This window comes from Oceanobacillus halotolerans (assembly GCF_010993955.1).
Classification (GTDB): domain Bacteria; phylum Bacillota; class Bacilli; order Bacillales; family Amphibacillaceae; genus Oceanibacillus_A; species Oceanibacillus_A halotolerans.
Map to the genome: position 1 here is coordinate 78,627 of NZ_WIXL01000013.1, position 14,205 is coordinate 92,831.

The 14,205-nt window shown below is 36.6% G+C and carries 14 protein-coding genes; 6 read left to right on the plus strand and 8 right to left on the minus strand.

From position 1 onward, the window contains the following. The first annotated feature begins 120 nt into the window (after positions 1 to 120). The 5 genes from hisH to hisC are packed head-to-tail and all read left to right on the plus strand — an operon-like array spanning position 121 to position 3,903. Positions 121 to 726, plus strand: coding sequence for an imidazole glycerol phosphate synthase subunit HisH (gene hisH, locus GHC26_RS13420; RefSeq protein WP_163971781.1), 606 nt, complete (start codon positions 121 to 123; stop codon positions 724 to 726). Further along, positions 723 to 1,445, plus strand: a complete 723-nt coding sequence (gene hisA, locus GHC26_RS13425) for a 1-(5-phosphoribosyl)-5-[(5-phosphoribosylamino)methylideneamino]imidazole-4-carboxamide isomerase (protein WP_163971782.1) — start codon at positions 723 to 725, stop codon at positions 1,443 to 1,445. Before hisH ends, hisA begins: the two co-directional genes overlap by 4 nt. Further along, entirely contained in the window at positions 1,435 to 2,196 is a 762-nt protein-coding gene (gene hisF / locus GHC26_RS13430) for an imidazole glycerol phosphate synthase subunit HisF (protein WP_163971783.1), read from the plus strand. Before hisA ends, hisF begins: the two co-directional genes overlap by 11 nt. A 2-nt stretch (positions 2,197 to 2,198) precedes the next feature. Beyond that, entirely contained in the window at positions 2,199 to 2,840 is a 642-nt protein-coding gene (hisIE, locus tag GHC26_RS13435; RefSeq protein WP_205599225.1) for a bifunctional phosphoribosyl-AMP cyclohydrolase/phosphoribosyl-ATP diphosphatase HisIE, read from the plus strand. Next, positions 2,833 to 3,903, plus strand: a complete 1,071-nt coding sequence (gene hisC / locus GHC26_RS13440) for a histidinol-phosphate transaminase (RefSeq protein ID WP_163971784.1) — start codon at positions 2,833 to 2,835, stop codon at positions 3,901 to 3,903. The genes hisIE and hisC overlap by 8 nt, the downstream gene beginning before the upstream one ends. 332 nt (positions 3,904 to 4,235) lie before the next feature. Here the strand turns inward: hisC and GHC26_RS13445 are convergent, their stop codons facing one another. The 7 genes from GHC26_RS13445 to fni all read right to left on the minus strand — a co-directional run bounded on the left by GHC26_RS13445 (position 4,236) and on the right by fni (position 12,397). Then, a complete protein-coding gene (locus tag GHC26_RS13445) occupies positions 4,236 to 5,177 on the minus strand; it encodes a siderophore ABC transporter substrate-binding protein (RefSeq protein ID WP_163971785.1) in 942 nt (313 codons plus the stop codon). Between the two features lie 326 nt (positions 5,178 to 5,503). Beyond that, positions 5,504 to 6,262, minus strand: coding sequence for an iron ABC transporter ATP-binding protein (locus GHC26_RS13450; RefSeq protein ID WP_163971786.1), 759 nt, complete (start codon positions 6,260 to 6,262; stop codon positions 5,504 to 5,506). A gap of 36 nt (positions 6,263 to 6,298) precedes the next feature. Beyond that, complete coding sequence (locus GHC26_RS13455; protein ID WP_163971787.1) at positions 6,299 to 7,246, minus strand: iron chelate uptake ABC transporter family permease subunit; 948 nt, start codon at positions 7,244 to 7,246, stop codon at positions 6,299 to 6,301. After that, a complete protein-coding gene (locus GHC26_RS13460; RefSeq protein WP_163971788.1) occupies positions 7,236 to 8,189 on the minus strand; it encodes an ABC transporter permease in 954 nt (317 codons plus the stop codon). The genes GHC26_RS13455 and GHC26_RS13460 overlap by 11 nt, the downstream gene beginning before the upstream one ends. 582 nt (positions 8,190 to 8,771) lie before the next feature. Continuing rightward, complete coding sequence (locus tag GHC26_RS13465; protein ID WP_163971789.1) at positions 8,772 to 9,494, minus strand: DsbA family oxidoreductase; 723 nt, start codon at positions 9,492 to 9,494, stop codon at positions 8,772 to 8,774. 905 nt (positions 9,495 to 10,399) lie between these two features. Further along, on the minus strand, positions 10,400 to 11,263 hold the full coding sequence (locus GHC26_RS13470) for an MBL fold metallo-hydrolase (RefSeq protein ID WP_163971790.1): 864 nt from the start codon (positions 11,261 to 11,263) through the stop codon (positions 10,400 to 10,402). A gap of 78 nt (positions 11,264 to 11,341) precedes the next feature. Then, entirely contained in the window at positions 11,342 to 12,397 is a 1,056-nt protein-coding gene (gene fni, locus GHC26_RS13475) for a type 2 isopentenyl-diphosphate Delta-isomerase (RefSeq protein WP_163971791.1), read from the minus strand. Positions 12,398 to 12,547: 150 nt separating this feature from the next. On the opposite strand from fni, the gene GHC26_RS13480 reads away from it, so the two are divergent. Beyond that, positions 12,548 to 13,096, plus strand: a complete 549-nt coding sequence (locus GHC26_RS13480) for an HD domain-containing protein (RefSeq protein ID WP_163971792.1) — start codon at positions 12,548 to 12,550, stop codon at positions 13,094 to 13,096. A gap of 20 nt (positions 13,097 to 13,116) precedes the next feature. On the opposite strand, the gene GHC26_RS13485 is transcribed toward GHC26_RS13480, so the two are convergent. After that, positions 13,117 to 13,941, minus strand: coding sequence for an aldo/keto reductase (locus GHC26_RS13485; protein ID WP_163971796.1), 825 nt, complete (start codon positions 13,939 to 13,941; stop codon positions 13,117 to 13,119). Between the last annotated feature and the right edge of the window lie 264 nt (positions 13,942 to 14,205).

Here is a 14,205-nt window from a genome sequence, read left to right on the forward strand (position 1 = left end):
GTGGGGAGTCCGCGGAAAGCGAAGTGTATTTTCGTAGCGGTAATTATAACTGATACTTTTAATAGCAACAAATTATACGAAAAGTGTCAAATAAATCTATCATCAAAAGGAGAAGAAGCAATGATCGCAATAATAGACTATGGTGCTGGAAATATCAAAAGCTTACAATTTGCTTTAACAAAGCTCAATCTTGATTCTTGCTTAACGACAGATAAAGAAACCATTCAAAGTAGTAGAGCTATCATCGTTCCTGGTGTTGGTGCCTTTAAAGATGCCATGGACGCCATCACAGAATTAGATTTAGCGGATACATTACAACAAGCAGCAGCTGCTGGGAAACCTATTCTCGGTATTTGCCTAGGGATGCAGTTATTTTATGAGAAAAGTTATGAAAATGGAAATTGGAATGGTCTAGGATTATTAAAAGGGGAAGTAAAGCGTATTAACGATTCTGTAAAAGTACCACATATGGGATGGAATACATTATCCAAACTAAAGCAAGATCAACTTTTCACAAACATAGATGATGAATCTTACGTGTATTTTGTTCATTCCTATCAAGTAGCAACATTTGAAGAGGATACATTACTTGGCAGTACACAATATGGTGGACTTGTTCCTGCGATTGTCAAAAAAGATAACATTATAGGTATGCAATTCCACCCAGAAAAAAGCGGAGAGACAGGTTTACAGCTTTTAAAAAACTTCGGGGAGATGATTTCATGATTTTATTTCCAGCGATTGATATCCGAAATGGCAAATGTGTTCGACTAGTTCAAGGTGATTATAACCAAGAAAAAGTATATGGGGACAACCCTGAAGAAATCGCACAACAATGGGCAAATAAAGGAGCTGAGTACCTTCATATCGTTGATTTAGATGGTGCTAAAACTGGTGAGTCTGTCAATCAACCAACCATCAAAGCTATCGCACAAAATACCTCTATTCCTATTCAAGTTGGTGGTGGGATTCGTTCCTTAAACATTATTAAAGATTATCTTGCTGCTGGGGTAAGCCGTGTCATTATTGGAACAGCTGCAATACGAGATAAAACCTTTTTACAAGAAGCCGTCAGCCAATTTGGTGATCAGGTCGCAGTCTCGATTGATGCACGTAATGGCTATGTCGCTACAGATGGATGGCTCCATACTAGTTCGGTTAAGGCAACAGACCTAATCAAAGAGCTAGAAGAAATAGGTGTCAAAACAATTGTTTATACAGATATCTTTAAAGATGGCATGTTAAAAGGACCTAATTTTACAGAATTGCAAACGATTAATGAAGCAACAACCATTCAAGTAATAGCTTCTGGTGGTGTAACAACCGAAGACGATGTGAAGAAACTACAATCGTTAAACCTTTATGGTGCTATTATTGGAAAAGCTCTTTATGATGGTACATTATCGCTTGAGGCGTTATTGGATGGTGATACAAATGTTGGCTAAACGAATTATTCCTTGTTTAGATGTGGATCAAGGGCGTGTTGTAAAGGGGAAAAAATTTCAAAACATACAAGATGTCGCAGATCCAGTTGAACTTGCTAAGAAGTATAATAAAGCTGGTGCTGATGAGTTGGTCTTTTATGACATAACAGCCTCTAATGAAGGTCGTGATATTTTTCTAGATATTGTAGAAAATGTTGCTGCAGAAATTGCAATTCCATTTACAGTAGGTGGTGGTATTCGAACAGTTGAGGATATTCATCGCGTATTACGTGCAGGCGCTGATAAGGTATCGATTAACAGTGCTGCCGTTAAAAATCCACAATTGATTCAGGATTCTGCAAGAAAATTTGGTAGCCAATGTATTGTCTTATCAATTGATGCAAAAAAATCAGAGAACGGCACTTGGGACGTTTATATTAATGGCGGGAGAAAGAATACAGGAATTGATGCCATTGAATGGGCAAAGCGTGGAGAATCATTAGGCGCAGGAGAAATTGTCGTTAATGCAATTGATACAGATGGAGAAAAAAGTGGTTATAATGTAGAATTAACCAAATCAATAGCAGATGCCGTTAATATACCTATTGTCGCTAGCGGTGGTGCCGGGATAAACGAACACTTCTCCACTATTTTACAAGATGGAAATGCTGATGCCGCATTAGCTGCATCTGTATTCCATTATAGTGAAATTGAAATCCCTAGCTTAAAAAACTACTTAAACGAAAATGAAATAACTGTCAGGAGGAACTAATAATGACAATGGAACTTGATCAACTTACATTTGATGAAAACGGATTAATTCCAGCTATTGTACAAGATGCAAACACTGGAGATGTATTAACACTTGCCTACATGAATCAGGATGCCTTGCAAAAGACAATCGATACAAATGAAACGTGGTTTTTTAGTCGAAAACGGCAAACACTTTGGAATAAAGGAGAAACATCTGGGAATAAACAACAAGTACACAAAATTTCTTATGATTGTGATCGTGATACCTTACTTGTTGAGGTAACACCAAAAGGACCTGCCTGTCATACAGGAGAAGAAACATGTTTTTACCAAACACTTTATCACCAAGAAGATACGACTCGTCAAGTTATCAATGATTTAGTAACCAATATTAAAGATCGGAGAAATAACCCTGTAGAAGGCTCCTACACTACCTATCTTTTCAATGAAGGAATAGATAAAATTCTAAAAAAAGTAGGAGAAGAAACAAGTGAAGTCATAATCGGTGCTAAAAATGATGATAAAGAAGAAATGGTTTGGGAAATTGCCGATTTAACGTATCACACCCTTGTATTGATGGAATTAGCAGGTGTTAACGTAGAAGATATTAAGAAGGAATTATATAAAAGACACCTTCAAAAAGTGGGGAATTCAGGTGAGTAATTTTTGGAGTGACATGGCAAAGCGTACGGCACCTTACGTTCCAGGAGAGCAAATCCACGAGCCTGACATTTTAAAATTAAATACAAACGAAAACCCTTATCCACCATCACCAAATGTCATCGATGCCATTCAACAGGAAGTGGGGAGAAGTTTACGTTTGTATCCCTCTCCTACTGTTGATTCATTACGTCACGCAATTGCAAATACCTATGAGTTATCAAAAGAAAATGTATTTGTTGGAAATGGTTCTGATGAAGTATTAGCTTTTTCTTTTATGGCATTTTTTGAAGAACATAAGGTGATTCGCTTTCCAGCAATAACCTATAGCTTTTATCCAGTTTATGCAAAACTATTTAATATCCCATATGAAGAAGTATCACTGCAGGAAGATTTTTCAATGAATCCTGAAGCATTTTTCCAATCAAAAGGTGGTGTCATTTTTCCAAATCCAAATGCACCTACAAGTCTTTACGTATCACTTGATGACATTGCAGAAATCGTTCAACAAAACGAGGACCAAGTAGTCATTATTGATGAAGCTTATATAGACTTTGCCTCTGAGTCAGCTGTTTCACTTGTTAACAAATATGATAATGTATTAATCGTACAGACTATGTCAAAGTCACGATCTCTTGCAGGGTTACGTGTTGGATTTGCACTAGGACATCCAGACTTAATTGAAGCATTAATTCGTATAAAAGATTCCATTAACTCATACACGATGGATCGGTTAGCAATAGCTGGCGCAACAGCAGCTATCAAGGACACAACTTATTTTCAAGAAACGACTAGGAAAATTATTGAAACACGGCAATGGGTTATGAAAGAAATGAAAAAACGCGGGTTTCATACACTTGCATCACAGGCAAATTTTATTTTTGCATCCCACCCAACCGAAAAGGCACAAGACATTTATGAGAAGCTTAAACAAGAAGGCGTATTAGTCAGACACTTTCAGAAACAGGGCATTCAAAACTATCTTCGGATAACAATCGGTAAAGATGATGATATGAAAAAATTCTTTACCAAATTAGATAACATAATAAATGCATCACACCATTAATTGGCGTGATGCATTTATTAATGATTATTCTTCAATCTCTGCTTAAGCTATGGATTGATCCATTTTCCACCGTCAACTCAAATGATAGCTGGTCTAATCAAGCACTCCATTATTATGCCAAACTTCATCTAAGTAAGAAAGCATAAAAATTGGCCGCATTACTACCATTTTATAAAAAAGGCCACATCCAGCTTCGACGCACAGGACGTGCTAATACTAGGCGTTGAGATTGACGTGACGGTTTTAGCCAGTGAGACTCGACAGGACGTTCTATTGTCGATAGGTATAAGCAGTGGTGTTTTTAGCCTGTAAGGCCGCTTTTATTCCCTCTGTTAGTTAAGACTAGCCTCTATTTCCTTTATCATTTCTCCTACCGAAATTAGCCCCCCACCAGATAAGTACCAGTAATCAGGATTTAAGTACACAATATCATCATTTTGGTATGCTTTTGTATTTTCTACTAACTTATTTTCAACAAGCTGTTTTGCTGAATTCTCTCCACCAACAACTGCACTACGGTCGACTACATACAATAAATCAGGGTCCTGTTCCATCACATATTCAAATGTTACATTCATCCCATGTGTAGAAGCTTCAATCCCTTCATCAACTGCAGGAACACCAAACACATCATGTATCAAACCAAATCGGGAATTCGGACCATACGCACTAATTTTATCATCGTTTGCTAAAATAATCAGTGCATTCTTACCGATTTCTTCTGCTTGTTCACTTAATGTCGTAATCGATTCGTCAATACCCTCTAATTCAGAACTGATTTCGTCCTCTTTATCAAATATCTTTCCAATTGTTTCCATATTTTCTTTAAAGGAATCCATATATCTCGTAGTATCTACTCCAAGGTGAATTGTTGGTGCTATTTCAGAAAGTTGCTCATAAAGCGTTGCCTGACGACCAGAAATAATAATTAAATCTGGGTTTAATTCTGCAATTGCTTCAAAATCTGGCTCTTTTAAACTTCCTGCATTGGCATAATCTTCTCCTTCATATTTTTCCAAATAATTTGGTGTACTCCCTTTAGGTATACTTGCTACATCTATTCCAAGCTTATCCATCGTGTCTAAAATACCAAAATCAAACACTACCACCTTTTCTGGATTTTTAGGAACATCCGTTTCATCAAGTTCATGTTGCACGGTAATCGTTTCTGTATCGTTGTTTGATGAACTTGTTCCTTCCTCCTCCGATGAGCCACAGGCTGAAATTGTAAAAATAAAAGGAATCATTACGACCATTAGAAAAAATTTTTTCATATTCTTTTCTCCTTTGTGTTTTATTTTTCTACGATAAAGTAACTAGGGTAGTTACTAGTAATACTCCATTTCCCCAAAAAATAACATCATAGAGTTCAAATTCACGTTGAGCGCTCCAAACATGAAAGAACATGTTATTTATTTTTTTGCAATCATTTTAATTTACCAAATCACATTAATGAGGTAAACTTATTAATAAGTATTATTCTTTTGTAATGGCTTAGGCCAATATCCATTACAAGTTTTCTATCTGGCCATTATATGAATGGCCAGACTTTTTTATTTTTTGGGGATTTTGAAGTACTACTGTAACTACTCAGTTGCTTTTAATCGAAATAGACGCATATTCGTCTATTGTTAATTTCCTGAATATCGATATCCATATCATATATATCTTTTAATACACATTTATCAATCACATCACAAGTCCTACCTTGTTTAACAATTTTTCCATCCTTCAATGCAACAATTTGATCGGAATAACAAGAAGCAAAATTTATATCATGGATGACTAACACAATTGTTTTATTAAGTTCATCAACAAGCCTACGCAAAGTCTTCATAATCTGAACAGAATGGCGCATGTCTAGGTTATTAAGTGGCTCGTCAAGTAAAATATATTCCGTATCTTGTGCGATCACCATCGCAATATGTGCCCGCTGCCGTTGGCCACCACTAAGCTCATCTAAATATTTATCTTCTATATCTCGAAGCTCCATATAATCAATCGCTTCATCGACCTTCTCCCAATCTTTATCTTTCAATTTACCTTGAGAATATGGAAAGCGTCCAAATGAAACTAATTCACGAATGGTTAATTTTAAATTAATGGCATTCGATTGCTTTAGAATGGAGATCTTCTTCGCAAGTTCATTATTTTTCGTTTTTAGAATATCTTGCCCATCAATCGTAATTTCTCCATCATCTTTCGCAATAAGACGGCTAATCATCGATATTAATGTACTTTTTCCTGCACCATTTGGACCGATAAAGGATGTAATTGTGCCTTTTTCTACCTTCACTGACACATCCTCTACAACCTTCTTCTTGTTATACATTTTAAAAACATTTTTAACATCTAGCATGATGAACACTCCTTTTCCAAAATAAACTTAAGGTTACTATGCTTTATTCATTCGTAACAATAAATAAATAAAGTAAATCCCCCCAACAAAATTGATAATCACACTAATAGTTGTTTGAAATGTAAACAATTCCTCAACAATAAATTGGCCTCCAATTAGTGCAATAATACTTATAAGGATAGAACCAATGATGAGATAAAAATGTCGATAGGTTTTCAAAAATTCATATGCTACATTTACAACTAATAATCCAAGAAATGTAATTGGACCAATTAATGCAGTTGCAATCGAAATAAGAATTGCGACAACGATTAGCATCCGTTTGACAACATAATCATATGGAACACCTAAATTAACTGCATGATCTTTCCCTAATGCAATAACATCTAAATATTTATAAAATCTTATGAAATAAAATGTAGCAAGCACAATCAATCCGATTGATAGATAGACAAGATCTGTATTCACATTATTTACACTTGCAAACATACGGTCTTGAGCGACCATGAATTCATTTGGATCAATTAATACTTGCATAAACGATGTAAAACTACTAAAAAATGTCCCTAAGATCATCCCAATTAGTAGGAGAAAATAAATATTGTTTTTTTCTCCTTTAAACAATAGCCGGTAGAGAATTAATGAGAATAACACCATAAGGCCTACCGAAACTAAATAGTTAATGTTACTACTCATCATGACAAGTGAGTTTGACCCAAATAGGAAAATAATAAACGTTTGAATTAATAAATATAGGGAGTCTAACCCTAAAACACTGGGTGTCAAAATTCTGTTATTCGTAATAGTCATAAAAACAGTTGTTGCAAAGGCAATTGCTCCACCTGTTAAGATAATAGCGACAATTTTAATGATTCGTCTTGGCAAAATATATCCAATATTTCCACTGAGATCATAAAAGATATATAAAAGTCCTAGTAATATGGCAATAACGGCAAGGATCACTGTCTTTTTCTTATAGTCCATATTTTCTTCTCCTTACAAGCATGTAGATAAATATTGCGCTTCCAATTACACCAACTGTTAAACTAATCGGAATTTCATAAGGATAAATAATGACCCTGCCAATGATGTCGCACAGTAAGACAAATACAGCGCCTAGAAGTGCTGTATGTAATAAATTTTTCTTTAAATGATCTCCTTGATAAATCGTCACAATATTTGGAATGATGAGACCTAAAAATGGAATTACACCTACTGTTAGTACAACAGATGCGGTTACTAATGCAACAATAATGAGTCCAAGATTCACTACTTGTCGATAGTTTAAGCCTAAGTTTTTTGAAAAATCTTCTCCCATTCCTGCTATCGTAAATTTATTCGCATAAAAATAGGCAAGGATTAGAATTGGAATACTTACGTACATCAATTCATAATTCCCACTCATAATCATCGAGAAGTCGCCTTGCATCCAGGAAGACATATTTTGAATTAGATCATTTCTATAGGCGAAAAAAGTAGAAATAGAACTAATGATATTCCCAAACATTAAACCAACTAGTGGAATAAATATGGCATCTTTAAATTTGATTTTTTCTAAAATCTTCATAAAAATGAACGTACCTATTAATGCAAAAGCAAAAGATACAATCATTTTTTGTAATGGACTGGCTGCTGTGAATACCATTAATGAGACTAATATCCCTAATCGTGCTGAATCCAATGTTCCAGCTGTTGTAGGTGAAACAAACTTATTTTTACTGAGTTGCTGCATAATTAGGCCACAAATACTCATACTCATACCAGCAATTAGGATACTGAGTAGTCGAGGGAATCGACTATCAAATAATACCTGTTTCTGCGCTTCTGTTAAGTCGAATAGACTAAATGGTGATATGTTTGTAACCCCAATAAATAATGATGTTAGTGATAATACTATAATAGCTATAACTAAATATCGTATTTTCATAGAATGTCCTCTTAATAATGATTATTAGTTGGAATCTATTCTAATTAAGAATGAGATTCATTATCAATTAGATTTCCAATTACAAGTATAGCACATTTCGTTTATACGTCAATATAATTGCCAAAAAATTTCATACAATATATGACTAAGAAAAGCGCAAGCGCCTTGATCACCCCCGATTAGAAAACTTGGCTTGTCGCCAAGTGGCGAAAGCCTTAGTTGCACTTATGCAGTAAGTAGTTTCTTATCTGCCAAGCATAAGCCAAGCCTCGACGTGGCGCTCTTTGCCACAAAGAGGATTGACTTATGACCTCGAGGGGGTAGGCGCTGGAGCTGGACGTGGCCTTTCCTATAAAAGGCAGTAATGAGGCCAACTTTTTTACCTTATTAGAAAAACTCGCATTCGCCCGCCCTTTAGCGAATGTGTGAGTTTTTCTTATACTTGGGACATTAAAATTTTAACCACGTCGAGTCCACATCTTAGCTAAGATTTTATACTTTCCTAACGTGCAAAAAAGCTAACACATGGAGAAAATTCCGTTTTCCATGTGTTAGCTTTTCCAATTATAATATAAAAAGTTATTATTTCTCGTCTATTTCACAACCTTCATCTGTACAGTATGTTGTTTTAGATCCTTGTGGATTTAATGTTTGAATCGATGGTTTTTCCTTTTCTTCTACCCATACCTTTTCTAATACTTCTTGAAATACCTCTAACGGTTGTGCACCAGAAACTGCATATTTTTCATTAAAGACAAAAAATGGTACGCCTTGGACTCCTAAATCTCTCGCTTGTTCCTCATCATCCCGAACACGCGAAGCATACTCATTTCCTGCTAACATGTTTTCGACTTTATCGGCATCTAGCCCTACTTCTTTTGCAAGTCCAATTAATGTATCGTGTTCACCAATGTGTTTGGAGTCTGTAAAATACGCTTTTAGTAGCCTTTCCGTCATTTCGGTACCTTTGTCATTTTCCGAAGCAAATTTTGCTACACGATGTGCATCAAATGTGTTCGTATGTTTGATTGTATCGAAATGATAAGTTAATCCAACCTCAGCAGCTTGTTTTCCAAGATCTTCATTTGCTTTTTTTGCTTTTTCCACACTCATCCCATACTTACTTGCGAGCAATTCATGAATACTCTTTCCAGGGTTCTTTTCTGCATTGGGATCTAATTCGTAACTTTTATATTCAATTGTTACACCTTGACTATGCTCGAATTGTTCTAGTGCAAGTTCTAATCTCCTCTTACCTATATAACAAAATGGACAAACAAAATCAGACCAAACTTCTATTTTCATGTACATACACCTCGTTTCTTGATTGTCATTTTATCACAGGATTAATTTCATTCGGTAATATTGTGCTTATTGATTTATGAATCTTTTCGAATATTTTGTTGTTTTCTTACGTCGCATCTTCTATATTATACGCAGTAAATGGTGCCATTGATTCCGCTTCGGAAAGTCGCTATTTCTTATTCAATGAGGGTTGAGTGTTTGAATTCGTTCCGGCAGAACACTCCGCTTTCCATGGACACGGCCTCAGCCTCCTCAGAAGCATAAACCGCTTCTTGCGGGGTCTTCGGACACGTGCTGTTTCCATAGGAGTCTACGTATTCTGCCTACACTGATAGAGATTTTCTAATTAATAAGTAGTTATAGCTCCTAAAATTAACATTTCTTTGAGTTATTTCACATCGTAACAAAAATTATTCTAAGCTGTGGAAAATGCGAGACTCCCATGGGAAAAGGAACAGTCTGAAGACCCCACAGCGAGCGCCTTTTGCTCACGATGTCTAGCTACAGCGCCTACCCCCTCGAGGTCTTAAGTCAATCCACATTACGCGCACAAAGCACCACGCCGAGGCTCGGCTTAAGCTTGGCAGATAAGAAAAACATTCTTACTGCATAAGTGCAACTAAGGCTTTTGCCACTTGGCGAAAAGCCAAGTTTTCTAATCGGGGGTGACCAAGGCGCTTTTAGCTTTTCTATAGAGGAGGCTGAGGCCGTGCCTGCGGTAAAGTAGACACTGTGAAAGCGTAAAGTTTGAACAGATGTCGCACTTATGCCCGTGGTGAAAGCTACTGTCCGAAGCGGAAATCAACGATGCAATTTACATTAAGTACGCACTAAGATTATTGTTGGTAAAAGCAAGAATCTTTTAAGCAACCAAAACCAAAGAGGTGGTACCTCTTTGGTTCTATTTAATGCATGCGATCCTGTCCATCCACATATTTACCGTAATCTGGTATAGCCAGTGAATCAAAATTTTCTACCAGCTTTCGTAATCCTTCTTTTAATTTTTCGCCACCAACAGCAGAACCATGCCCAGGAACGACTGTTTTCGGTTGTAAAGCCTCTAACGTCTCAACCGATTTCCGACTGGCTTCCCAATCCGTTGTTAAATAACGAGGTGGTCCATTAATTTCCTCATTTTGCATTAAAACATTATAAAAGGAATCCTGCCTTACCGTAATAAAGGCATCACCTGAAAGAAGCATCCCATCCTTCTCTCTATAAAAGGAAACGTGTCCTGGTGTATGACCTGGTGTATGGACCCATTTCCACTCTGGTAATCCTGGAACACTGTTATCCTCTGGTAGGGACTGTACTGCATCACCTAAATTAATTGGTTCATTTGGATACATTGGAGAAATTTTAGCTAACATTCCACCTTCAACTGTATCATCTGGCTCTGGATAGCTTTTCTCACCTGTTAAATAAGGTATTTCTAATGGGTGTGCATATACAGGCACCTCCCATTCATCGACTAATTCAACTAAACCCCCAACATGATCAAAATGACCATGCGTTAAGATAATTGCTTCTGGTTTACTTTTTCTTCCAAACCGATCCACCACCACGGAACGAATTTCTGGCGCTGCATTCGGTAGTCCTGCATCCACTAATACCCACTTCCCTTCGTGTGGATCCCCGATAAACCCAATATTGACGATTTGATCCGTGTAGTAATACACATCTGGTGCCGCCTCTCGACCACCACCAGTTGTTATGGAAGCCATAGGAATCATTTTACTGTCTTTACTTTGATGCATCTCGCGGTCCATTTTTATTTCCCTCCTATCTTTTTTAGTATAAGAAGAAAAAGATAAAATAAACGAAAAACAGTTAAAGCAAAAAATGCTTTAACTGTTTTCTTCTAATAGTGATTTTCCCATTATGCTAACTCGCTTTGTATTTTTTAGATCATAAAGTGTCTTTGCTCCGATTCCTAACATTGTCATTTTTAGCTCTAATTCAATTTGTTCCATCGTCTCTTGCACTGCTTCATCAGACTTTGTTGCAGCTTGTAGGAGTTTGCGCGCAAACCCAATGATATCTGCACCAATCGTTAGTGCTTTAGCTGCATCTACACCTGTCTTCATACCTCCACTTGCTACTAGCGGGACAGTTGGTAATTGATTCCGTACAGAGACAATACAGTCTTTCGTTGGGATTCCCCAATTATTAAAGGCTTCTGCTGCCGCCTTTTTTAGTGGATCCCTTGAACGTAATTTCTCTACTTGACTCCATGAAGTGCCACCTGCACCAGCTACATCGATATAAGAAATACCAACATCGTATAATGGTTTGGCCACTGTTCCATCTATTCCAAATCCTACCTCTTTTACCCCAACTGGTACTTCTAGGCTCTGACAAACCTTTTCAATCTTCGGTAAGAGAGTATCGAAGTTTAAATCCCCTTCATCTTGTACCGCTTCCTGTAAACTATTCAGGTGTAATACAATAGAGTCAGCACCTGTTAGATCAACAATGCGTTGGCATTCTTCTGCACCATACCCATAATTTAACTGTACCGCACCGATATTTGCGATGATCGGAACATTTGGTGCCTGTTCACGTAATACAAAAGTATCTTTATGTGCATCACTTTCCAGTAATGCACGTGTTGAACCTAGTGCAATGGCCCATCCGTTTCTTTCAGCAGCTTTTGCTAAATTTTGATTAATTTTTGTTGCAAGACCTGACCCACCCGTCATTGAACTAACAAGAAACGGAGCATTTAATGACTTATTCAAAAATGTTGTGCTAAGATCAATATCTGCAAAATTAATCTCTGGTAAGGCATTATGTATAAAAGAAATCCCTTCCAGTCCTGTTGTTTTTCCGACTCCTTCCACATTTTCATTTAAGCATAAGCGAATATGCTCTGTCTTGCGTTTATTAATGCCTTCTTCCATGATTTACACCATCCCTTATTTCTTTTTTTACCGCATAATCATACCAATCATTATAGTAAAATCACTGTAAAAATGCCATTTTCCATACATAATTGTTTCATGTTATATGGTATAGTAAAAAAAAGTCAAATACTAGGAGAAGCAATTAACGTGAAAATAAAAGCAAAGAAATTTGCCACAAAAGCACATGAAGGTCAAACAAGAAAAAACTCAACCGTTCCATACATCACACATCCAATTCGAGTTGCCGAACGTTTAGAACGAGCTGGATTTGATGAAGCTTTAGTATGTGCTGGCTATTTACATGATGTAGTAGAGGATACACCCTATACATCGGAATATATTCGAAGACAATTTGGCTCCCATATCGCAGGGTTAGTTGCAGCTCATACAGAGGATAAATCGAAGACATGGAAAGAACGGAAACAGCATACGATCGATACTGTTAAAGATGCCAATAAAGACATTAAAGCTCTAATCGTTGCTGATAAACTTGACAACTTGCTGAGTTTGGAAAATAGCCTCCAGGAAGAGGGGGCTACTATATGGAAACAGTTTAATGCAGGTTATAACGATCAAAAATGGTACCATACTGCTATTGCACAAAATATGAATGTCGGATTACATGAAGACGATACCCCTGATTTTTTCCATGAATTTGATGAAACAGTAAAAAACGTGTTTTCAGAGACTAAATAGAAAACACGTCTATAACAAATTTAGCGTTTATTCATTTGACTTGGTTCAGGCCCTTTTCGTTCATTCCGATTAAGTTGTTTTATTCTATCCATATTATCCGATGTCAATTCAAAATCAAATACATCAAAGTTTTCTTTAATCCGTGAAGGTGTAACAGATTTCGGAATGACAATGGTTCCAGTCTGAATATGCCAACGAATAATCACTTGAGCAGGTGTTTTACCATGTTCTTCGGCAATTTCTTTAATAACAGGGTCTTGGAGCACTTCCCCTCCCTGCATTAGTGGACTCCATGCTTCTACATATATATTATGCTTTCGACAAAAATCTTTTAATTCCTGTTGTTGTAAATATGGATGACATTCAACCTGATTGACTGCAGGAACCACTTCACATTCATCTAAAATACGTTGAAGATGCTCAATATTAAAGTTACATACTCCTATTGCTTTAACCCGACCATCCTTGTATAGCTTTTCTAATGCCTTATACGTTTCTACATAGTCATCAAATTCTGGTGTTGGCCAATGAATTAAATAAAGGTCAACATTATTAAGTCCTAACCTATCTAGGCTTTCATCAAATGCTTTTAATGTGCTCTCATATCCTTGATCACTGTTCCACACTTTCGTTGTAATAAAAAGCTCTTCCCGCGAGACGCCACTATTGGAAATAGCCTTTCCAACACCACTTTCATTTTGATACACTTTGGCTGTATCAATAGAACGATAACCTACTTCTAGTGCTTTTTCTACTGCAGGGGTTACTTCATCATTCGGTACTTGCCACACTCCAAAACCTAGCTGTGGCATACGTATGCCGTTATTTAATGTAATAAATTGCATCATTTGCCGCTTCCTTTCTATGTAAATTAATTCTAGTTTAGCATAGGAGAAGGCTCTTTTCACATACTTTGTTGTTTTCTACGACGCATAATTTATATTGTGCGCAATAGTTTTAATATGTTTTCTTATCATCCTTTATAGGATGAGTGGTTAACTACCGCAGCGGAAAACACTCGCTTTCCTCGGGGAACGCTTCAGCCTCCCTCTATAAAAGTTGATAAATCAACGCTTATAGCGATTTTAAATTAATGAAAAAAATTTTTC